Genomic DNA, 20,574 nt, shown 5'->3' on the forward strand with positions numbered 1-20,574 from the left:
GGGCGGCACCCGCACGGGCGGGCGGCACCGGTCGGTCGGGCGGTCCCGCGGCTCAGCCGGTGGGAGCCGCGCGGTGGTACGCGTGCTCGGCGCGGTCGCGCAGGTGGTCCATGCTGCGGCGGGCGCGGGCGACGGAGGCGGAGACGTCGTCGGTCGCGACGGCCAGCCCGCCCTTCGCCCAGGTCTTCGCGAGGATCTCGCCGGCCGGGTCGACGACCTTCGCCTGCCCGAGGAAGCGGAGCCCGCCGAGCACGCCGGTCTGGTTCGAGGAGACCAGATACACCTGGTTCTCCGCGGCGCGCGCGCAGTCGTAGAGGTCGAACAGGTGCGCCTGGCGGTCGTTCCGGATCCGGTCGGAGCGGTCGGTGACGCTGGCCGGCCAGGCGCTGAGGCAGCAGAGGATCTCGGCCCCGTCGAGGGCGAGGGAGCGCGCCGACTCCGGGAAGGTCTTGTCGAAGTCGATCATCATCCCGATCCGCCCCACGGCGGTGTCGAAGGAGCGGAAGGAGTCGCCGGCCGCGTACGCCTCCGACTCGCCCAGCGGCAGGTGCACCTTCCGGTGCGTCCCGATCACCTCGCCGCCCTGCACGCAGACCGCCGAGTTGTAGCGCCGCACCTCGCCGCCCTCGAGCGCGCGCTCCGCGATGCCGAAGCAGACGGTGGTGTCGCCCGCCATCGCCGCGACGGCCGCGACCTCCGGACCGTCGACCTCCACGGCCTGCGGCAGGTCGTCGGGGCCGGGGTGGTGCATGTCGAGGAGGTAGCCGCCGAGGGTCGCGTCCGGCAGCACCAGCAGGTCGATCCCGCGCTCCTGCGCGCTCGCGATCATGCCGGGCAGCTTGACGAGGGTGCGCTCGATGTCGCGGCCGAAGTGCGCCGCGACCGCGGCCATCGTGATCGTCGACATGGTCCTTCTCTCCCGCCCTCTGCAGGCGGACGGTGCGGCAGGGCGGACAGGAAGCCGTCGCCCTCCGCTGCCCCGCGCGGCCGGACGGCGCGCTCGGGGCGAGCACGTGGCCGTCACCGTACCGCGGCGCCCTCGAGCCGGTCCAACCGCGCGCCGCCGAGCAGTTGCTGCACCACGTGCTCCGCATCCCGCGCGATCGCCTCGAAGCGACCGGAGCCCCAGGTGTTCAGCCAGGGCAGCCCGAGGAAGTGCAGCCCGGGCACGGCGGTCGCGCCGCGCCGGTGGGTGGGGTGCCCCGCGCCGTCGAAGACGCCGATCTGCATCCAGGAGTAGTCGGCCCGGAAGCCGACCGCCCAGACGATGCTCGTGATCCCGGCGGCCGCCAGGTCGAGCTCCTCGATCTCGCGCTCCGGCCGCCAGACCGGCGCGTACCGGGCCTCGGTCGGCGCCTGGATGCCCGAGCGCTCGATGTAGGCGTCGATGTCGTTCTTGATCGACTCCGCCACCGAGTCCGCGTAGTCGAGCGACGCCTCCGCCGTCGGCGCGAAGCAGAGCGACGCACCGTCGACCTGCTGCAGCCGGCCGTAGAGCGTCATCCCGTCCCGCGCGAACGCACGCAGATCGATGTCGCGGCCGCCGCCGCGCCCGGTGACGTAGTGGTTGGTCGACTCCCGCTTGGAGAGCCCGCCGACCTGCGCGTGGACGGGCACGTCGTAGACGCCCATGTCGGCGAGCCAGGCCACGCAGTCGCGCCCGCGGTAGAAGCGGGCGACCCGCGGAGCGGTGCCCAGCGCCAGGTGCACGTCGCGCCCCTCGAGGAAGAGGTCCTCCGCGATCTGCGCGCCGGACTGGCCGGAGCCGACCACGAGCACCCCGCCCTCGGGCAGCGCCGCGGCCGAGCGGTAGTCCGCCGAGTGCAGCTGGACGATCGCGTCCGGGATGCGGTGCGCGACCGCCGGCAGCACCGGCCGGTGGTAGCCGCCGGTGGCGACGACGACCTGGTCCGCCGTGATCGTGCCGCGCGAGGTGACGATCTCGAAGGCCCCGTCGGCGCCCTCGCGCAGCCGCAGCACCTCGGTGTCCTCGGCCACCGGCGCGCCGAACGACTCGGCGTAGCGCCGCACCCAGGCGTGCACCTCGTCGCGGGTCATGAAGCCGTCCGGGTCGTCGCCGTCGTAGGGGTAGCCGGGCAGCCGGCACTGCCAGTTCGGCGTGACGAGCGTGAAGTTGTCCCAGCGGCGGTCGATCCAGTCGTGCGCGATGGTGTCGCGCTCGATCACGAGGTGCTCGATCCCCTGGTCCGTGAGCAGGCGGCTGATCGACAGCCCGGCCTGGCCGGCGCCGATCACGGCGACCGGGAGGTGCCGGCCGCTCTCGAGCGCGGTCACGCGCGCATCCCCTGCCCGGACGCGGGGACGGAGGACGGAGGGAGCGGCGGATCCATCGCCAGCACCCGCACCCGCCCGCCGTCGAAGCGCGCGGCGGCCGCGAGGATCTCCGACTCCTGCTGCAGCGCGGAGGTGCAGGCGAAGCCGAACTTCGCGCGCACCCGCTCGCTCGCCAGCCGCAGCGCCTCGGTCGAGCGCCCGACGAAGTCCTCGAGCGGGTAGCTCTCGCCCTCGGCGAGGTAGTCGTGCATCACCAGGCTCGGCGAGTAGCAGCGCTCCTCGACGCCGTCCGGCCAGCGGACGTGGAAGGTCATCTCAGGCATGGACCAGCCCTCCGCTCCAGACGCGGTCGATGTCGTAGGCGTCCGGCCGGCGGTCGCGGAGGTGGAACATCCCGCCGCGCATCGCCTCGAAGGTGCCGCGCACGTCGATGTCGGCGACCGCCATGCCCGAGCCGAGCAGCGTCGTCGCGAGGATGTTGCCGCCCGGATCGACGACCTTCGCGTTGCCCACGTAGCGCAGCGACCCGAAGGTGCCGGACTGGTTCGACGCCAGCCAGAACACCTGGTTGTCCAGCGCCCGGGCGATGTCGAACTGGTTGAAGCGGTAGGTCCAGCGGTCCTCCTGCAGGTTCTCCGCCGTCGCCGTCCGCGCGGCCGGCCAGGCGGAGAGCGAGGCGATGATCTCCGCCCCGTCCAGCGCCATCGAGCGGGCCGCCTCCGGGAAGGCCTTGTCGTAGCAGATCTGCAGCCCGACCCGGCCGACCGGGGTCTCGAAGACCGAGTAGCCGGGTCCGGGCGAGTACGACATGTGCTCGCCGAGCGGCTGGTGCACCTTGCGGTAGCTGCCGTAGATCTGCCCGCCGTCGAGCAGGGCGGCCGCGTTGTAGCGGGTCTCGCCGTCCGCGTCGAGCTCGCAGAAGCCGATCGCGACCAGCAGGTCGCCGGCGATCTCCTGCACCCGGCGCAGCTCCGGCCCGTCCAGCGCGATCGCCGGGGGCATCGAGCGGGTGGTCGTCTTGACGGTGTCGCCGTGGTTGCCGAGGGAGGAGAGGTAGCCGCCGATCGCGGCCTCGGGCAGGACGAGGAACTCGACCCGCTTCTCGCGGGCCTCCTCGGCCAGCGCGGCGATGAGCGCGTAGTTCTGATCGAGGTCGCGGGTGAAGTTCGCCGCGACCGATCCGACGACGGTCATGGCGTCGGCCTAGAGGTTGTAGGTCGAGTTGATGATGGCGCCCTTGCGGGCGTAGTGGATGACGGCGTCCTGGACGTCGAGCGGGTGGCAGGGGATGGTGCCCTCGATCAGGTCCTCCTCGCGCAGACCGTGCAGCGCCATGCCGAAGCGGCAGACGAAGACGCGGTTGCCCTCGTCGATGAAGGTCTTCAGAGCGTCGTTGATGTTCTGCTCGCCGGGGAAGCCGGAGTCGCCTACGGTCGGGAAGCCGCGGGTCGCCATCGCGTTGATCGTGCCGGGGCCGTAGAAGTAGACGGCCGACTCGAAGCCCTTGCGAGCCGCGCGGGTCGCCTGCAGGATCGCGACGAAGCTGACCGAGGACTCGTGCGCGATGCCGTGCACGAGCGTGAAGTAGGACTGGCCGGGCTCGGCCTGGTAGTCGGGGAAGACCTTGGTGGAGCCGTAGAGGTTGCTGCCCTTGGGCAGCGAGGGGTGCGCGATCTCGGAGCGCGACTTCTCGATGTTCGCGCTGATCTGCTCCTCGATCGAGGCCTGGTCGTCGCTGCTGTGGTCGGCGGGGGTGGTCTGGTCGTCGGTCATGAGAACCTCCGGGGTTCGGTGAGGAGCGCGCCGGGCGGGGCGCGAGCGAGTGGTGCAGGGACAGGAGTGCCGGGTGGAACGGGCGGTGCTGTGATGCAGAGGCCGGCGTCGCTCGAGCGGGACAGACGACGAGCGGAGCGACGGGGCCGGGTCGGGTGCGTTCGTCCCGACTGCGTCCAGTCAAGGCCGCTCGTGTTTCGAAGTGGTTTCGGCCAGAAGAAGCCTGCGTGACGCCGGGGACGAGTCCGGACACCCGCCGGATGTAACACGATCGCGTTCCCGATGTCATCGCTCCGAAACACCGCGTTGACCTAATGGAGGCTCACGACGTCGGACTCCGCCGTCGCGCACCGCTCGACTCGACACTCCGAGGAGCACCATGACCGATCTGCAGACGCCCCGCTTCCGCACCGCCGATCCCGCCCCCGTCTCCCCCGCCGACTCCGACGCTGCCGGCTCCTGCGCCGCCGACGCCTGCGGCTCGGCGCCCGTCCGGCGCACCGGCTCCTCCGCCCTGCGCACCCGCGTCGACATCGCCCTGCAGGGCATCCGCGTCGACGCCCCCGTGCACCGCGAGGCCGGCGCCGGCCCGAGCGACGACGGGCACGTGATGCTCGGCGGCCTCGGCGCCGCCATCCCCGTGAACCCGAAGAGCCCCTACGCCGTCACCAACGGCCGGCTCCTCCTCGACGGCGCCGACATCGGCCTCGACGTCGAGCCGGTGAAGCGCCCGCGCTTCTACGACCTCAGCACCGCCGACGGCGTCTCCTACGAGAAGATCGCCCGCCTGCACGGCCGGAACATCCTGGCCACCACCGTCGTGCAGACCTGCATGCGCTACGACGAGGCCGAGCGCTGCCGCTTCTGCGCGATCGAGGCCTCGCTCGCCAACGACTCCACCATCGCCGTGAAGACCCCCGCGCAGCTCGCCGAGGTCGCCGAGGCCGCCGCCCGGCTGGACGGCATCCGCCAGATGGTGATGACCACCGGCACCTCGAAGGGCCGTGACCGCGGCGCCCGGCACCTGGCCCGCTGCGTCCGCGCGGTGCTGCAGGCCGTCCCCGGGCTGCCGATCCAGGTGCAGTGCGAGCCGCCCGAGGACCTCGCCGCCCTGCAGGAGCTGAAGGACGCCGGCGCCCTCTCGATCGGCATCCACATCGAGTCGATGGACGACGACATCCGCCGCCGCTGGACCCCCGGCAAGGCGCGCGTCTCGACCGCGAAGTACTGGGAGGCCTGGGACGAGGCGGTGCGGATCTTCGGCCGCAACCAGGTCTCGACGTACCTCCTCGTCGGCCTGGGCGAGGACCCGGACGAGCTGGTCGCCAGCGCCGGCGAGCTGATCGAGCGCGGGATCTACCCGTTCGTGGTGCCGTTCCGGCCGCTCAAGGGCACGCTGGCGACGGAGGTGGACCACGTCCTGCCGCCGGCCGGCTCGCTGCTGGAGAAGGTCAGCGAGCAGGTCGCCGCGCTGCTGATCGCCGCCGGGATGCTCTCCTCCGGGCAGAAGGCGGGCTGCGCGGCCTGCGGTGCCTGCGGTGTGCTGAAGACCGCCGGCGCCTGATGGAGCTCTCGATCCTCGAGGGGGTCCGGGCGGTCGCGCCGGCCGCCCGCGACGCCTTCGTGGTCGTGGTCGCGGACCCGGCGGAGGTGTCCGCGTACCGCGCGCTGCGCCGCGAGGTCTTCGTCGGCGAGCAGGGCCTCTTCGACGCCGACGACCGCGATGCGCTCGACGAGGATCCGCGCACCGTCGTGCTGGTCGCCCGCTCGGCCGACGGCGTGCTCGGCGGCGTGCGGATCGCGCCCGCGCTCGAGCAGGACCTCGGCTGGTGGACCGGCAGTCGGCTGGTCGTCCGCCGCAGTGCCCGCGGCGGCGCCGGGATCGGGGCCGCTCTGGTCCGGGCCGCCTGCGCCGAGGCCGAGGCGCGCGGCGTGCTCCGCTTCGAGGCGACGGTGCAGACGCAGAACGAGGTGCTCTTCCGCCGGCTCGGCTGGGACCGGCTCGGCGCCGTCGAGGTCGCGGGGACTCCCCACGTGCGGATGCGCTGGCCGATCGACCGGTTCGACCGCCTCGCGCGCGGTGCGAAGGCCGCGCTCGGTCCGCTGCTCGACGCCTTCGCCGGGCAGCTCGGCGGACCGGGCTTCCGCGGCGACGACGGCGCGCCCGTCCCCGGCTCCGACCTCGTCGCCGTCTGCGACGCGATCGTCCCCTCGATGGTCGAGCGCGACCCGGAGTGGGCGGGCTGGTGCTCGGTGCTCGTCAACGTCAACGACCTCACCGCGATGGGCGCGGACCCGGTCGGCCTGCTCGACGCGGTCGGCGCGCGCGACGCCTCCTTCGCCGCCCGCGTCCTCCGCGGCCTGCGCGCCGGCGCCGAGGCCTGGGGCGTGCCGCTGCTCGGCGGGCACACCCAGCTCGGCGTCCCGGCTGCACTCTCCGTCACCGGCCTCGGCCGCACCGCGCGGCCGGTCCCGGGCAGCGCTCCGGTCGGGCACGAGCTGAGCCTCACCGCGGACCTCGCGGGCGGCTGGCGCCCGGGCTACGCCGGCCTGCAGTGGGACTCGACCTCGGAGCGCCCGCCGGAGGTGCTCCGCGCCCTCGCGGCGAGCATCGGCGCCGGCGCGCCCGACGGCGCGAAGGACGTCAGCATGGCGGGCCTCGTCGGCACCGTCGGCATGCTCGCCGAGGCGTCCGGCGCGGGCGCCGACATCGAGGTCGCCGCGATCCCCCGCCCGGCCGCCGCGGGCCTCGCCGACTGGCTCTCCTGCTTCCCCGGCTTCGCGATGCTCACCGCCGACCGCCCCGGCGCCTCCGGCATGGGAACGCCGCACACGACGACCGCCGCCATCGGCCGCGTCGTCCCCGGCGAGGGCGTGACCCTCCGCTGGCCCGACGGCGAGACCACCCCGGCGATCACCTCCGCCGTCACCCGCCTCGGCGCCGCCTGATGCTGGTCGAGTAGCCCCGCAGGGGCGTATCGAGACCCACCGTCACCAGCAGGGCGGATCTGCAGACTCCCGTTCTGACGGCGGTGGATCTCGATACGCCCGCTTCACGGGCTACTCGATCAGCAGGGATCCGCCCTCACCTGATGTTGTGCGGAGCGTTCCGTTTGAGCCGCCCCGGCACGGGTACCGGAGGTCTGCACGCGCGTCCGCGACCCCTGCGGACGCCTCCGACCGAGAGGTGACCGTGACCATCGACACCGCGACCCCCGCCGCCGGCACGACCGGCGCCACCGCCGACCTCGCCGCCGACGCCGTCTCCCGCGCCCGCGCCGCCTTCCCCGCCTGGGCCGCCACCGCGCCCGCCGAGCGCGGCGCCCTGCTGCGCGCCGCCGCCCACCGCGTGGCCGCCCGCGAGCAGGAGCTCGCCGATCTCAACACCGAGGAGACCGGCAAGCCCGCCGGCGACGCCCTCGGCGGCGTCCGCGCCGGCGTCGACACCCTGCTGCAGTACGCCGAGCTCGGCCCCCTGCACCGCGGGAAGAGCCTGCGCGGCGGTGCTCTCAACGTCGACCTCGCCCTGCCGCACCCGCGCGGCGTCGTCCTCGCGCTCACCCCCTGGAACGACCCGGTCGCCGTGGCCGCCGGCATGCTCGGCGCCGCGATCGTCTCCGGCGACGTCGTCGTGCACAAGTCCAGCGAGCGCAGCCCCGGCACAGGCGCCCTCTTCACCCGCCTGCTCGCCGACGCCCTGCCCGAGGGCGTGCTGACCCTCGTCGAGGGCGACGGCGCCGTGGGCGACGCCCTGGCCCGCACCGACGGCGTCGACGTCCTCGCGCACGTCGGCTCGACCGCCACCGGCCGCGCCCTGGCCCGGATCGCCGCCGTCACCGGCGCGCACACCATCCTCGAGAACGGGGGCAACGACGCGCTCGTCGTCGACCGCGACGTCGACCCGGTCTGGGCCGCCGAGCAGGCCGCCCTGGGCGCCTTCGCCAACGCGGGCCAGATCTGCACCTCCGTCGAGCGGATCTACGTGCACCGCGACATCGCCGAGGCCTTCACCGCCGCGCTGGTCGTCGAGGCCGAGCGCTGGCGCGACGGCCCGCTCCCCCGCCTGGTCGACGCCCGGATGCGCGACGCCGTGCACGAGCACGTCACCTCCGCCGTCCGCGACGGCGCCCGCGTCCTCACCGGCGGCGAGCCCGGCGACGGCACCTTCTACCCCGCCACCGTCCTCGCCGACTGCACCGACGAGATGCTGGTGATGACGGAGGAGACCTTCGGCCCCGTCGCCCCCGTCCTCGTCGTCGACGACTTCGACGAGGCGCTCACCCGCGCCGCCGCCGGCCCGTACGGCCTCGCCGCCACGGTGCTGACCGCCGACATGGAGCACGCGCACCGCGCCGCGGCGACCCTCCCGGTCGGCACCGTCAAGATCAACGGCGTCTTCGGCGGCGCCCCCGGCGGCAGCGCCCAGCCGCGCGGGACCAGCGGCTCGGGCTTCGGCTACGGCCCGGAGCTGCTCGACGAGATGACCACGACCACCGTCGTGCACTTCGGCCTCCCCGTCCTGCCCGGCGGCGCGCGATGAGCCTCGAGGGCTCCGCGCTCCAGCGGGCGAGCGCGCTGGTCGCGCACGTGCGCGAGCGGCCGCCGGTCGTCGCGGTCGTCGGCGACCTCATCCTCGACTCCTGGTGGCTGGGCGAGGCGGAGCGGGTGACCCGTGAGGCCCCCGCTCCGGTGCTGCGCCTCGAGGACGTCGTCGACGTCGCCGGCGGCGCGGCCAACACCGCGGCGAACCTCTGCGCGCTCGGCGCCGTCGTCCGCACGGTCGGAGTCGCGGGCCGGGACCCCGAGGGCGACCGCCTCCTCGCCGCGCTCGAGCGCGCGGGCCTGGACACCGGCGCGATCGTCCGCAGCGACGCCGCCACCACCATCAAGACCCGGGTCGTCGGCGGCGACAGCGTGATGCTGCGCGTCGACTCCGGCCCGCACCGCCCGTCCGACCCCGAGCTGGCCGAGCTCGCCGAGGCCGCCGTCCGCGCGGCCGACGGCGCCGACGCCGTGCTCGTCTGCGACTACGGCTCCGGGATCCTCCGCGAGGCCGTCGAGCGGGTGCTCGCCGTGCAGCGCCCCGGCCTCCTCGTGATCGACGCGCACGAGCTCGCCGACTGGGCCTTCGCGGCCCCGGACCTGGTCACCCCGAACGCGAAGGAGGCGGAGCGCCTCCTCGGCACCCCGCTCGGCCGCGGCAGCGAGCGCGCCGCCGCCGTCCGCGCCGCGGCCGAGAGGCTCCGCGAGCGCTCCGGCGCCCGCCACGTCGTGGTCACCCTCGACCGCGACGGCTCGACCGCGCTCGACGCCGACGGCACCGTCTCCCGCACCTTTGCGCAGCCCGCGGAGGAGAAGCAGGCCTCGGGCGCCGGCGACACCTTCGCGGCCACCGCGACCCTCGCGCTCGCCGCCGGCCGCTCGCTCGCGACCGCCGTCGACCTCGCGCAGGCCGCCGCCGACGTCGTCGTCCAGCGCCCGGGCACCTCCGTCTGCACCGCGGACGACCTGCTCGCCTCGCTCGCCGCCCCCGGCGCCGTCGTGCTCGGCGAGGACGGACTGGTCGAGGTGCTCGCCGAGGAGGCCCGCCGCGGCCGCCGCATCGTCTTCACCAACGGCTGCTTCGACGTCCTGCACCGCGGCCACACCGCATATCTCCGCCAGGCGCGCGAGCTCGGCGATGTGCTGGTCGTCGCCGTCAACGACGACGACTCGGTCCGCCGGCTGAAGGGCGAAGGCCGCCCGATCAACCCCGAGGGCGACCGCGCCGGCGTCATCGCCGAGCTGGGCTGCGTCGACTACGTCACGCTCTTCAGCGGCGACACCCCGATCCCGCTGCTCGAGCGCGTGCAGCCCGACGTCTACGTGAAGGGCGGCGACTACGCCCCCGACATGCTCGCGGAGGCGGTGGTCGTCCGCTCCTACGGCGGCACCGTCACCACCGTGGGCTACGTCTCCGAGCACTCGACGACCGAGATGGTGCAGCGCATCCGATCGTCGTCGGCGCCGTGAGCAGCCGGCGCTGGTCGGGGCGCTGGGGCCGCGACCTGCCGCCGGAGACCCCGGCCGTCGACGTCCTGATCCCGACGGTCGGCCGCTCGGCGGAGCTGGCGGCGACCCTCGCCGGGCTCGCAGCGCAGGACGACCCGCCGTTCCGCGTCATCGTCAGCGACCAGTCGGACGCCGCGGTGACGGAGACGGATCCGACCGTGGTCTCGATGCTGCGGATCCTCGCCGCGCAGGGGCGCGCTCCGCTCGTCCGCCGGCACCTCCCCCGGCGCGGTCTCGCGGAGCAGCGGCACTACCTGCTCTCGCTCGCGACGGCGCCGGCGGTGCTCTACCTCGACGACGACGTCTGGCTCGAGCCGGGCACCCTGGCGCGGCTGCACGAGGCGCTCGGGCGCCTGGACTGCGGCTTCGTCGGCTCGGCGGTGCAAGGGCTGTCCTACCTGGGCGACGAGCGGCCGCACGAGCAGACCGCGTTCGAGCCCTGGGACGACCGGGTGCAGCCCGAGCGGATCCGGCGCGGGACGCCGGAGTTCGAGCGCTGGCCGCTGCACAACGCCGCGAACCTCACCCACGTCGCCGCCCGCCTCGACGTCCCGGAGGGCGCCTGGCGCGCCTACCGCGTCGCCTGGCTCGGGGCGTGCGTGCTCTACCGTCGCGAGGCGCTCGTCGCCTGCGGCGGCTTCGACTTCTGGGAGCAGCTGCCCCCGGAGCACAGCGGCGAGGACGTCGCCGCGCAGTGGCGCGTCATGGAGCGCTTCGGCGGCGCGGGGCTCGTCCCCAGCGGTGCCGTGCACCTCGAGACGCCCACGACGGTCGCCGACCGGCGCGTAGACGCCTTCGACCGGCTCTTCACCGAAGAGCACCAGCACTGACCGAACGACGAAAGGACAGCACGATGGATGCACCCAACCCGATCCAGGTCCAGAAGTACCTCGCCGGGATCGACTACCCGGCCTCGAAGGACACGATCGTCGAGACCGCCGAGAAGGAGGGCGCCGACAGCGACGTCCTCGACGCCCTGCGCGCCATCCCCGAGGGCGACTACGACAAGCCCACCGACGTGAGCTCCGCCGTCTCGAACGTCTGACCCCTCCGCGAGATACCACTTGTGAGCACGACACGCCGTGTCGCCCGCCCACAAGTGGCATCTCGCACGTGGCGCCCGGGGCGGACAGCACCCGGGTGCGGAGGTCGCACCTGCGGTGCGGCTGCCCCTTCACGCTGATCGAGCACCCCGCGTCACGATGAAAGGTCGCACTCCGGTGCGGCTGCCCTTCCATGCTGGTCGAGCAGCCCCGGAGGGGCGTTTCGAGACCCGCCGTCCTCAGCAGGACGGTCTGCACACCGTTCTCTTGACGCCGGTGGATCTCGATACGCCCGCTGCGCGGGCTGCTCGATCGGCATGAAGGCCGCCTGCGGGGCGAATCGCCCCCGTCAGGGAAGACGTCGCCCACGCATGCCGGCCGAGCACTCACCTGCAGTGGACCGGGTAGAGACCATGACTCTTCATGCTGGTCGAGCAGCCGTCCGCAGGACGGCGTATCGAGACCCCGGCCCGCCGGCGGCTACGCCGAGACCGGCTCCCGCTCCCTCAGCACGCCGGACTCCAGCGCCGCGAACGACAGCACCTTGTACCCCTCGGACTCGAAGAAGATCGTCGCGCGGTCGTCCTCGACGCTCATCACGGTGCCGGCACCCCACTCGCGGTGCTCCACCGCCTCGTCGACGCTCAGCGGGGCGTCGGATCGAGCCCCGGACGCCGCCTCGTCGGCCGCCTCCTGACGCGCCTCGTGCCGCTCGCAGCCGTCGCAGTTGCCGCACCACTCCGGACCCTCGACGCCGAAGTAGTCCAGCAGCACGCGCCGCCGGCACTGCGAGGTCTCCGCGTAGGCCCGCATCATCGACAGCCGCGACTCCGCGATGCGCTCGCGGGAGGAGAGCTCCTCCTTCACCGCGCGGACCGCGTCGTCCCCGCTGGCGTCGCTCACGGCCCGCAGGCCGCCCTCGGTCTGGAGCAGGTCCGCCTCGGCCAGGTCGTTGACCAGCCGCGCGACGGTGCGCGGCGACTTGCCCAGCGCCTCCGCCAGCTCGTCGACCTGCACGCCCGGCTTGTCGGACACGGCCGCCCACACCACGCGCAGCGCGGCCGGCTCGACCCGACGCTTGGCGAAGAAGCGCCGCAGCCCGAGGTCCTCGAGCCGGTAGTGCAGCGCGGCCGTGGCCGGCTCGCTGTCGCGGCCGGCGCGCCCGATCTCCTGGTAGTACGCGTCGAGCGACTCGGACGTCGTGGCGTGCAGAACGAAGCGCACGTCGCCGCGGTCGATCCCCATGCCGAAGGCGGAGGTGGCGACCACGACGTCCAGCTCGCCGTCGCGCCAGCGCCGATGCACCTCGCGCCGCTCGCTCGTCTTGAGCCCCGCGTGGTACGCCGCGACGGAGCGGCCCTCGGCGGCGATCTCCGCCGCGTACGTCTCGGTCTCCTTGCGGGTGGCCACGTAGACCAGCCCCGGGGCGGTCCAGCTGCGGGCCTCCTCGGCGACGGCCGCGCGCTTCTCGTTCTCGCTCTCGTGACGGTGCACCACGAGGCGGATCTCCGGGCGGTCGACGCCGTGCACCTGCACCTCGGGGTCGGTCATGCCGAGGCGCTCGATGATCTCCTCGCGCACCGGCCGGGAGGCGGTCGCGGTCATCGCGAGCACGGGCGGGTCGCCCAGCGCGCCGCGGACGTCCTTGAGGCGCAGGTAGTCCGGGCGGAAGTCGTGCCCCCAGGAGGAGACGCAGTGCGCCTCGTCGACGACCAGGAGCGAGACGCCGGCCGCAGCGAGCCGGGCCACGTTCTCCGCCTTCGCCAGCTGCTCTGGAGCGAGCAGCACGTAGAGCGGTCCGCCCTCGTCGATGCGCTCCCAGGCCCGCGCGACGGCGGCGGCGCCCTGCGCGGAGTTGATGGCGACGGCGGGCGGCGCGGCCGGCGCGGCCTCGATCGAGGCGAGCTGGTCGGCCTGCAGCGCGACGAGCGGCGAGACGACGAGCACGACGCCCCCGCGGTCGGCGCCGGCGATCTGGTAGACGGCGGACTTGCCGCCGCCGGTGGCGAGGACGAGCAGCGTGTCGCGGCCCGCCGCGGCCGACTCGATGGCTTCGCGCTGCCCCGGCAGCAGCGACGTCCAGCCGAAGTCCTCGCGGGCGATGCGGTCCACGGTGCTGCGCGTGGTGCGGGCGCGCCCGGCGGTCGTCGTCGTCGCGGCAGCGGCCTTCGCGGTCGTCTTCTTCGCGGTCGTCTTCTTCGCGGTCGTCTTCTTCGCGGTCGTCTTCTTCGCGGTCGCGGTCTTCTCGGCGGCGGTCTTCGTCGTGGCGGCGGTGCCGGTGCTGCGGGTCGTGCGGGGCGAGCTCATGCTTCGACGCTACGTCTCCGCCCCCGCCGAGCGTCTCCGCTTGACAGCTCCGGGGAGCACGGTGAAGCCATCGCCCCGGCCCCTGCTGATCGAGCACCGGTGGCCCGGACGTGCTGGTCGAGCAGCGCCGCAGGCCACCCCATGCTGGTCGAGTAGCGCCGGAGGCGCGTATCGAGACCCGCCGCCGTCCGACACCTGTCAAGACCCTGCCGCCCGCCGCCCCCCGCGTGCTCGGATGAAGGCTCCGACGAGAGGAGCCCCCGTGCCCGAGAACGTGAACGAGGACCTGCCCGAGCAGGAGTCCGACCTGACCCCGAACACCGGCGGCGCCCAGACCGTGCTCCCCGGCGAGGACGCGAGCGACGCGAGCGCTGCGGGCGCCGCTCCCGGCGGCACCGCGATCGACCGCGGCGTCTCCGACACCGTCACCGAGGGCGACAGCGGAGGCGACACCGTCTCCGGCGACGCCGACCTCCCGGACGACACCGACGGCCCCGTCACCGACGACTGACCCGACCCCCGCGAGATGCCACTTGTGCACGCGACACGCCGTGAGAAGCGTGCACAAGTGGCATCTCGCGACGAGCGTCAGGCCCGGGACACCACCGGGCTGAAGAGCGTGCCGATGCCCTCGATGTCGATCGCGACCGTGTCGCCGTTGGCGATCGGCCCGACGCCGGCGGGCGTCCCGGTCAGGATGATGTCACCCGGCAGCAGCGTGAACACCCGCGAGACGTAGGCGATGATCTCGGGCACCCCGTGGATCATGTCGCCGGTGTTGCCGGACTGCAGCCGCCGCCCGTTCACCCGCGTCTCGAGCGCGCTCTCGTTCCAGACGAACTCGGTCTCGATGACCGGCCCGATCGGGCAGAACGTGTCGTAGCCCTTGGCCCGCGCCCACTGCCCGTCCGACTTCTGCAGGTCGCGCGCCGTGACGTCGTTCGCGATCGTGTAGCCGAAGACGACGTCCTCGTAGTCCTCCGCCCGGACGTTCCGCGCGATCGCCCCGATCACGACCGCGAGCTCGCCCTCGAACTCCACCTGCTGGCTGTCCTCGGGCAGCACGATCGGCTCGTCCGGCCCGATCACCGAGGTGTTCGGCTTCAGGAACATCAGCGGCTCGGCCGGAGCGTCGCCGCCCATCTCGGCCGCGTGGTCGGAGTAGTTCTTGCCGATCCCGATCACCTTCGAGCGCGGGATCACCGGCGCGAGCAGCTTCGCCTCGGCGAGCGGGATCCGCTCCCCCGTGGTCTCGAAGCCCGCGAACATCGGGTCGCCGGCGAGCACGACCAGGTCGTCCTCGTCCAGGATCCCGAAGTGGATCGCGCCCCCGTTGTCCCCGGAGCGCTGCGTGGCGAATCGTGCGATCTTCATGCGTCCAACCTCGTCATCCAGCCGTGCGCGTCCTCGCGACGTCCGTACTGGATGTCGGTCAGCTCCTCGCGCAGCGACATCGTCAGCGCGCCGGCCGGCGCGCCCTCGTGGCCCACCGAGAAGCCGTCGCCTTTGAGCTCGGCGATCGGCGTGATGACCGCCGCGGTCCCGCAGGCGAACACCTCCACCACGTCGCCGGACTCGACCCCGTCGCGCCACTCGTCGATCGACACCTGGCGGCGCTCGACGCGGTGGCCGCGGTCCTCGGCCAGCTGCAGCACGCTGTCGCGGGTGATCCCCTCGAGGATCGAGTCCGACTCCGGCGTGACGAGCGTGCCGTCCTTCTTCACGAGCACGACGTTCATTCCGCCGAGCTCCTCGATCCAGCGCGACTCCTGCGAGTCGAGGAAGAGCACCTGCGCGCAGCCGTGCTGGTACGCCTCCTGCTGCGGCAGCAGCGACGAGGCGTAGTTGCCGCCGGTCTTCGCCGCTCCCGTGCCGCCCTTGCCCGCGCGGGCGAAGGACGTCGACAGCCAGATCGACACCGGGGCGACGCCGCCGGAGAAGTAGGCGCCGGCCGGGCTCGCGATCACGTAGTAGCCGACCTCCTCGGCCGCGCGCACCCCGAGGAACGCCTCCTTCGCGAACATGAACGGCCGCAGGTACAGGCTGGTCTCCGGCTCGGACGGCACCCAGGCGCCGTCCGCCGCGATCAGCTGACGCAGCGACTCGACGAACAGCTCGGTCGGCAGCTCGGGCAGCGCGAGGCGGCGGGCGGAGCGCTGCAGCCGACCGGCGTTCGCCTCGGGGCGGAAGGTCCAGATCGAGCCGTCCGCGTGGCGGTAGGCCTTCATCCCCTCGAAGATCTCCTGCGCGTAGTGCAGGACCGCCGCGGCGGGGTCGAGCTGGATCGGGCCGTAGGGCTCGACGCGCGGGTGGTTCCAGCCGTCGGCGCGCGACCAGCGGATGTCGACCATGTGGTCGGTGAAGTGGACCCCGAAGCCGGGGTTCGCGAGGATGCGGGCGCGCTCCTCGGCGGAGCGCGGCGCGGGGTTGGCGGTCACCTCGAAGGCGAGGTCCTGCGCGGGGAGGGTGTCGGTCATGAGGGGTTCTTCCTGGAGTGGCGTGGGGGCCGGTGGGGAGCGGGGGCCCGGAGGGAGCGGGTCAGCGGAGCCGGGCGACGACGGAGTCGCCGATCGCGGCCGTGGAGCGCGGGGTGCCGTCGCGCGACTCGATGTCGGCGGTCACGGCCGCCGTCACGCGGGCGGCCTCGTCACCGCGACCCAGGTGGTCGAGCAGCAGCGCCACCGACAGGATCGCGGCGGTCGGATCGGCGAGCTGCTTCCCGGCGATGTCGGGCGCGGATCCGTGGACCGGCTCGAACATGCTGGGGAACGCGCCGTCGGGGTTGATGTTGCCCGAGGCCGCGAGTCCGATGCCGCCGCTGATCGCGCCGGCCAGATCGGTCAGGATGTCGCCGAACAGGTTGTCGGTGACGATGACGTCGAACCTAGCAGGATCGGTCACCAGGAAGATCGTCGCCGCGTCCACGTGGAGGTAGTCGACGGCCACGTCCTCGTAGGTGGCCCCGATCTCGTCCACGAGCCGCTTCCAGAGCGAGCCGGAGAAGACGAGCACGTTGGTCTTGTGCACCAGCGTGAGCTTCGAGCGGCGCGCGCGGGCCAGCTCGAAGGCGTGCCGGACGACGCGCTCGACGCCGTAGGCCGTGTTCACCGAGACCTCGTTCGCGATCTCGTGCGGCGTCCCCTGGCGGATCGAGCCGCCGTTGCCGACGTACGGCCCCTCGGTGCCCTCGCGCACGACGACGAAGTCGACCTCGCCGGGTGCCGACAGCGGCGACGGCACGCCCGCGTAGAGGCGGGTCGGCCGGAGGTTGACGTAGTGGTCGAGCGCGAAGCGCAGGCGCAGCAGCAGCCCGCGCTCGATGTTCGCGTCCTTGAGGCGCGGGTCGCCGGGCACGCCGCCGACCGCGCCGAGCAGGATCGCGTCGTGCGCGCTGATCGAGGCGAGGTCCTCGTCGGTGAGGACGTCGCCGGTCTCGAGGAACCGGCCGGCACCGAGCGAGAACGGCGTCCTCTCGATCACCAGGTCGGAGTCGGCGATGACGGCGTCGAGGACCTTCACGGCCTCGGCGATCACCTCCGGTCCGATCCCGTCTCCGGGGATGACGGCGAGCTTCACGGTGCGGGTCATGGCGGTCCTCAGACGTGCGGGGGGCACGGGCCGGGGTGCTGCGCGTCCAGAGCACTGGGCGTGCGGAGCACTCGAGCGTGCGGGGCAGGAGACCAGCCCAGCGTACTCTCGGGCCGCTCCTCCCGCCGGTCGCGCCGCGTCAGCTGCGGCGCAGCCGCCAGGCCGCCACGACGCCGGCGAGCAGCACCAGTCCGACGCCGATCCAGGCCGACCAGCCGACGCCCGCGTCGAACGCGGCCCCGGCCGACGCCAGCAGGCTCGACGCCGACTCGGCCGGGATCTCGCCCGCGACCGCCACGGCACCGCCCAGTGTCTCCCCCGCGCGCTGCGCCTGACCGGCGTCGAGGCCCGCGGGCAGCACCACACCACTGCGGTAGGCCGCCGTCAGCACCGTGCCGAGCGTCGCCGTGCCGAGCACCGCGCCCAGCTCGTACGCCGTCTCCGACACCGCCGAGGCGGACCCGGCCTTGTCGGCGGGCGCGTTCGCGAGCACCAGCTCGTTCGAGACCGTCTCGGCCGCTCCGATCCCGAGGCCCAGGAAGGCGAACGAGACGGCGACGGTCAGCGCGGAGGCGCCGCCGGGCGCCGCACTGCCGATCGCGAGCAGCGCGTAGCCCACCGCCGAGATCACGAGTCCGGCCGGCACGACGATCCGCGGCGAGATCCGCCGGGCGATCGGCACCACGCCGAGTCCCGCGCCGATCATCACCACGAGTCCCGGCACCAGCACGAGCCCCGCCTCGAGCGGCGAGAGGCCGACCACGAGCTGGAGGTGCTGCGAGACGAAGAACAGCCCGCCCACCAGCGCGACGACGCTGAGCAGGTTGACCAGGATGGCCGCGCTGAACGAGCCGCGGCGGAAGAGCGAGAGGTCGAGCATCGGCACCTCGCGGCGCTGCTGCCGGCGCACGAAGAGCACGCCGCTGACGACGCCGACCACGAGCGAGAGCACCGCGACCGCGTCGATCCCGTGCTCGGCGGCCGACTTGATCGCGTAGACGATCGGGGCCATCGTCGCGAGCGAGAGCACGATGCTGACCACGTCGACGGGCCCGGGCCGCGGGTCGCGCGACTCCGGCACCAGGATCGGCGCGAGCACCACCAGCGGCAGCAGCACCGGCACGGCGAGCAGGAACACCGAGCCCCAGGGGAAGTTCTCCAGCAGCACGCCGCCGACCAGCGGGCCGACCGCCGAGCCGACCGCGAAGCCGGTCGCCCAGATCGCGATCGCCATCCGGCGCTGATCGCGGTTCGGGAAGAGGCTGCGCAGGAGGGAGAGGGTCGAGGGCATCAGCGTCGCGCCGAAGAGACCGAGCGCCGCGCGGGCGGCGATCAGCGCGCCGGCCGTCGGGGCGAACGCCGCGGCGACGGAGACGACCGCGAAGCCGACCGCGCCGATCAGCAGGAGCCGGCGCCGGCCGACCCGGTCGCCGAGGCTGCCCATCGCGACCAGCAGTCCGGCGAGCACGAGCGGGTAGGCGTCGACGATCCAGAGCAGCTCGGTGCCGGAGGGCCCGAGGTCCTCGGCGATCAGCGGCAGCGCGAAGTTGAGGACGGTGTTGTCGACCGAGACGAGCAGCACCGGCAGCATCAGCACGGCCAGCGCGAACCAGGCGCGGCGGCCGACGCGGGGACCGTCGGGCTCGACCGCGGCTCCGGTGACGGCGGAGCCGGTGATGGTGACGGTGGCGACGGGTGCAGTGCGGGCGGACACAGTGGTGCTCTCTCTCGAACGGGGTGATCGCGACCGAGTATACCGTCCAGCCGGTACAGTAGCCAGGGGTTGAACCGGGATCCGTCCCTAGGATGGAGCCCATGCCCGCCGCCCCCGCCCGCGACCGCGTCCTCGACGCGTTCGAGGCCCTGCTGATCGACCAGGGCGAGCGCGCGGCCACCCTCGACGCCGTGGCGAAGGCCGCCGGCGTGTCCAAGGGCGGTCTGCTCTACCACTTCCCCTCGAAGGACGCCCTCGTCGACGGACTCGTCGGGCGCCTGGACGACCGGCTCGCCGAGGACATCGACCGCATCCGCACGTCCGACGAGGGCGTCGTCCCGTACCTGATCCGCACGTCGTTCGCCGCGGACACCCCCTTCGACCGCACGATCCTCGCCGTCTCGCGCGTCGCCCAGGGCCACGACGAGCGCGCGAGCGCCGGCCTCGCCCGCATCCACGACAGCTGGTACGCCGTCGTCGCCGAGGCCGTCGGCGACCCCCTGGTCGCCCGCGCCATCGTCCTGATGAGCGACGGCCTCTACTACAACTCCGCCCTGCTCCCCACCGGCGACAGCCCCCGCGGCGAGGCCGCCGACGTCCTCGCGGTCATCGCCCGCCTCCTCCCGAGCTGACCCCGCAGGACCAGCCGCCGAAGGAGCAGCCGCCGTCCCCGCCGACGAAGGAGCGGCCGCAATCGCGCCCGCCCGCCCTCTGTGCCGGTCGACCGGCCGTCCGAAGGACGCGGCTCATGCTGGTCGAGCAGCCGGCCGCAGGCCGGCGTATCGAGACCCGCCACCGCCAGCACGCCGGATCGCGATACGCCCGCTCCGCGGCCTACTCGATCAGCAAGCAAGGAGCAGCCGCTGGCGCGCCTGCCACGCGCTGCCCTGCCATGCCGAAGGACATGCTGGTCTAGCAGCCGGCCGCCGGCCGGCGTCTCGAGACCCGCCGCCTACAGCCGCACGGTCCCCTCGATCAGCGTCGCCGTCGCTCCGCCGATCCACACGTCGTCGCCGACGCGCTCCACGAGCACGCGCCCCGCTCGCCCCATCGCGGTCCCCTGCGCCGCGACGTACCGCTCGGGCGCCAGCCCGGCCCCGATCAGCCACTGCGCGATCCCCGCGTTCAGGCTCCCCGTCACCGGATCCTCCGGCACCCCCGCGTCCGGGATGAACGCGCGCACCTCGAAGGCGCACTCCGCCCCCGCCGGATGCGGCCCGACGACGCCCACGGCGAGCCCGCCGAGCCGCGCCGAGTCCGGCCGGATCGCGAGCACCCGCTCCGCCGACTCCAGCCGCAGCGCCAGCCAGCCCGGACCGTTGTCGGCCCACTCGTGCCCGAGGATCTCCTCGCGCGCGAGCCCCAGAGCGGCGGCCGCGCGCGCCAGCGTCGGCTCGTCCACCAGCCCGGTGCGCTGCCGCGGCGGCGCCGCGAACGCGATCGCCCCGTCCGACACCCGCAGCCGCACGAGCCCGGCCGCGCACTCCTGCACCAGCACTCCGGCGTCGCGCGGCACTCCCCCGGCCGCGAGCCACGCGTGCGCGCTGCCGAGCGTCGGGTGACCGGCGAAGGGCAGCTCGCGCCCCGGCGTGAAGATCCGCAGCCGGTAATCGGCCTCCGGCGTCGTCGGCGGCAGCAGGAACGTCGTCTCCGACAGGTTCGTCCACCGCGCGAACGCGGCCATGTCCGCGTCGGCCACGCCGTCGCCGTCGACGACCACCGCGACCGGATTGCCGAGGAACGGCTCCGCGCCGAACACGTCGACCTGGGCGAACCTGCGCTGCACGGAACTGCGCTGCACGG

19 protein-coding genes are annotated in these 20,574 nt (G+C 73.9%); 8 read left to right on the forward strand and 11 right to left on the reverse strand.

Going from position 1 to position 20,574, the window contains the following annotated elements; genetic code table 11:
- Positions 1–52: 52 nt before the first annotated feature.
- The 5 genes from GTU73_RS14015 to GTU73_RS14035 form a co-directional block, all read right to left on the reverse strand.
- Entirely contained in the window at positions 53–907 is an 855-nt protein-coding gene (locus GTU73_RS14015) for a carbon-nitrogen hydrolase family protein (RefSeq protein ID WP_160090339.1), read from the reverse strand.
- Positions 908–1,020: 113 nt separating this feature from the next.
- On the reverse strand, positions 1,021–2,295 hold the full coding sequence (locus GTU73_RS14020) for an MSMEG_0569 family flavin-dependent oxidoreductase (protein WP_160090340.1): 1,275 nt from the start codon (positions 2,293–2,295) through the stop codon (positions 1,021–1,023).
- The gene (locus tag GTU73_RS14025; RefSeq protein ID WP_160090341.1) at positions 2,292–2,618 is read right to left on the reverse strand and encodes an MSMEG_0570 family nitrogen starvation response protein; all 327 of its coding nucleotides are present in this window, start codon (positions 2,616–2,618) and stop codon (positions 2,292–2,294) included. Before GTU73_RS14025 ends, GTU73_RS14020 begins: the two co-directional genes overlap by 4 nt.
- Positions 2,611–3,489, reverse strand: coding sequence for a carbon-nitrogen hydrolase family protein (locus GTU73_RS14030; RefSeq protein WP_123447958.1), 879 nt, complete (start codon positions 3,487–3,489; stop codon positions 2,611–2,613). The genes GTU73_RS14025 and GTU73_RS14030 overlap by 8 nt, the downstream gene beginning before the upstream one ends.
- Before the next feature lie 9 nt (positions 3,490–3,498).
- The gene (locus GTU73_RS14035; protein ID WP_160090342.1) at positions 3,499–4,068 is read right to left on the reverse strand and encodes an MSMEG_0572/Sll0783 family nitrogen starvation response protein; all 570 of its coding nucleotides are present in this window, start codon (positions 4,066–4,068) and stop codon (positions 3,499–3,501) included.
- 379 nt (positions 4,069–4,447) lie between these two features.
- Between GTU73_RS14035 and GTU73_RS14040 the strand changes: the two genes are divergently transcribed.
- The 6 genes from GTU73_RS14040 to GTU73_RS14065 all read left to right on the forward strand — a co-directional run bounded on the left by GTU73_RS14040 (position 4,448) and on the right by GTU73_RS14065 (position 11,164).
- Positions 4,448–5,632, forward strand: a complete 1,185-nt coding sequence (locus GTU73_RS14040; RefSeq protein WP_160090343.1) for an MSMEG_0568 family radical SAM protein — start codon at positions 4,448–4,450, stop codon at positions 5,630–5,632.
- Positions 5,632–7,017 (forward strand): MSMEG_0567/sll0787 family protein, encoded by a 1,386-nt coding sequence (locus GTU73_RS14045; RefSeq protein ID WP_160090344.1) that lies wholly within the window; start codon positions 5,632–5,634, stop codon positions 7,015–7,017. The genes GTU73_RS14040 and GTU73_RS14045 overlap by 1 nt, the downstream gene beginning before the upstream one ends.
- A 250-nt stretch (positions 7,018–7,267) precedes the next feature.
- On the forward strand, positions 7,268–8,608 hold the full coding sequence (locus GTU73_RS14050; protein WP_244231860.1) for an aldehyde dehydrogenase family protein: 1,341 nt from the start codon (positions 7,268–7,270) through the stop codon (positions 8,606–8,608).
- The gene (gene rfaE2 / locus GTU73_RS14055; RefSeq protein WP_160090346.1) at positions 8,605–10,080 is read left to right on the forward strand and encodes a D-glycero-beta-D-manno-heptose 1-phosphate adenylyltransferase; all 1,476 of its coding nucleotides are present in this window, start codon (positions 8,605–8,607) and stop codon (positions 10,078–10,080) included. The genes GTU73_RS14050 and rfaE2 overlap by 4 nt, the downstream gene beginning before the upstream one ends.
- Positions 10,077–10,949 (forward strand): glycosyltransferase family 2 protein, encoded by an 873-nt coding sequence (locus GTU73_RS14060; RefSeq protein ID WP_208543671.1) that lies wholly within the window; start codon positions 10,077–10,079, stop codon positions 10,947–10,949. Before rfaE2 ends, GTU73_RS14060 begins: the two co-directional genes overlap by 4 nt.
- Positions 10,950–10,972: 23 nt before the next feature.
- The gene (locus GTU73_RS14065; protein WP_123705046.1) at positions 10,973–11,164 is read left to right on the forward strand and encodes a DUF2795 domain-containing protein; all 192 of its coding nucleotides are present in this window, start codon (positions 10,973–10,975) and stop codon (positions 11,162–11,164) included.
- A gap of 478 nt (positions 11,165–11,642) precedes the next feature.
- Here the strand turns inward: GTU73_RS14065 and GTU73_RS14070 are convergent, their stop codons facing one another.
- The gene (locus GTU73_RS14070) at positions 11,643–13,469 is read right to left on the reverse strand and encodes a RecQ family ATP-dependent DNA helicase (protein WP_208543672.1); all 1,827 of its coding nucleotides are present in this window, start codon (positions 13,467–13,469) and stop codon (positions 11,643–11,645) included.
- A gap of 262 nt (positions 13,470–13,731) precedes the next feature.
- Here GTU73_RS14070 and GTU73_RS14075 point away from each other — a divergent pair, with 262 nt between their 5' ends.
- Complete coding sequence (locus tag GTU73_RS14075) at positions 13,732–13,980, forward strand: hypothetical protein (RefSeq protein ID WP_160090347.1); 249 nt, start codon at positions 13,732–13,734, stop codon at positions 13,978–13,980.
- A 77-nt stretch (positions 13,981–14,057) separates the two neighbouring features.
- On the opposite strand, the gene GTU73_RS14080 is transcribed toward GTU73_RS14075, so the two are convergent.
- The 4 genes from GTU73_RS14080 to GTU73_RS14095 form a co-directional block, all read right to left on the reverse strand.
- Positions 14,058–14,843 (reverse strand): fumarylacetoacetate hydrolase family protein, encoded by a 786-nt coding sequence (locus tag GTU73_RS14080; protein WP_123734013.1) that lies wholly within the window; start codon positions 14,841–14,843, stop codon positions 14,058–14,060.
- Positions 14,840–15,946, reverse strand: coding sequence for a branched-chain amino acid aminotransferase (locus GTU73_RS14085; protein ID WP_160090348.1), 1,107 nt, complete (start codon positions 15,944–15,946; stop codon positions 14,840–14,842). The genes GTU73_RS14080 and GTU73_RS14085 overlap by 4 nt, the downstream gene beginning before the upstream one ends.
- A 61-nt stretch (positions 15,947–16,007) precedes the next feature.
- Positions 16,008–17,057, reverse strand: coding sequence for a 3-isopropylmalate dehydrogenase (locus GTU73_RS14090; RefSeq protein WP_160090349.1), 1,050 nt, complete (start codon positions 17,055–17,057; stop codon positions 16,008–16,010).
- Between the two features lie 139 nt (positions 17,058–17,196).
- Positions 17,197–18,735, reverse strand: coding sequence for an MFS transporter (locus tag GTU73_RS14095; RefSeq protein WP_244231861.1), 1,539 nt, complete (start codon positions 18,733–18,735; stop codon positions 17,197–17,199).
- A 137-nt stretch (positions 18,736–18,872) separates the two neighbouring features.
- On the opposite strand from GTU73_RS14095, the gene GTU73_RS14100 reads away from it, so the two are divergent.
- Positions 18,873–19,403 (forward strand): TetR/AcrR family transcriptional regulator, encoded by a 531-nt coding sequence (locus GTU73_RS14100; RefSeq protein ID WP_160090350.1) that lies wholly within the window; start codon positions 18,873–18,875, stop codon positions 19,401–19,403.
- A gap of 320 nt (positions 19,404–19,723) precedes the next feature.
- Here the strand turns inward: GTU73_RS14100 and GTU73_RS14105 are convergent, their stop codons facing one another.
- A complete protein-coding gene (locus tag GTU73_RS14105) occupies positions 19,724–20,572 on the reverse strand; it encodes a PhzF family phenazine biosynthesis protein (protein ID WP_160090351.1) in 849 nt (282 codons plus the stop codon).
- Positions 20,573–20,574: the final 2 nt, after the last annotated feature.

The sequence above is a fragment of the Rathayibacter sp. VKM Ac-2804 genome, assembly GCF_009866655.1.
Lineage (GTDB): Bacteria > Actinomycetota > Actinomycetes > Actinomycetales > Microbacteriaceae > Rathayibacter.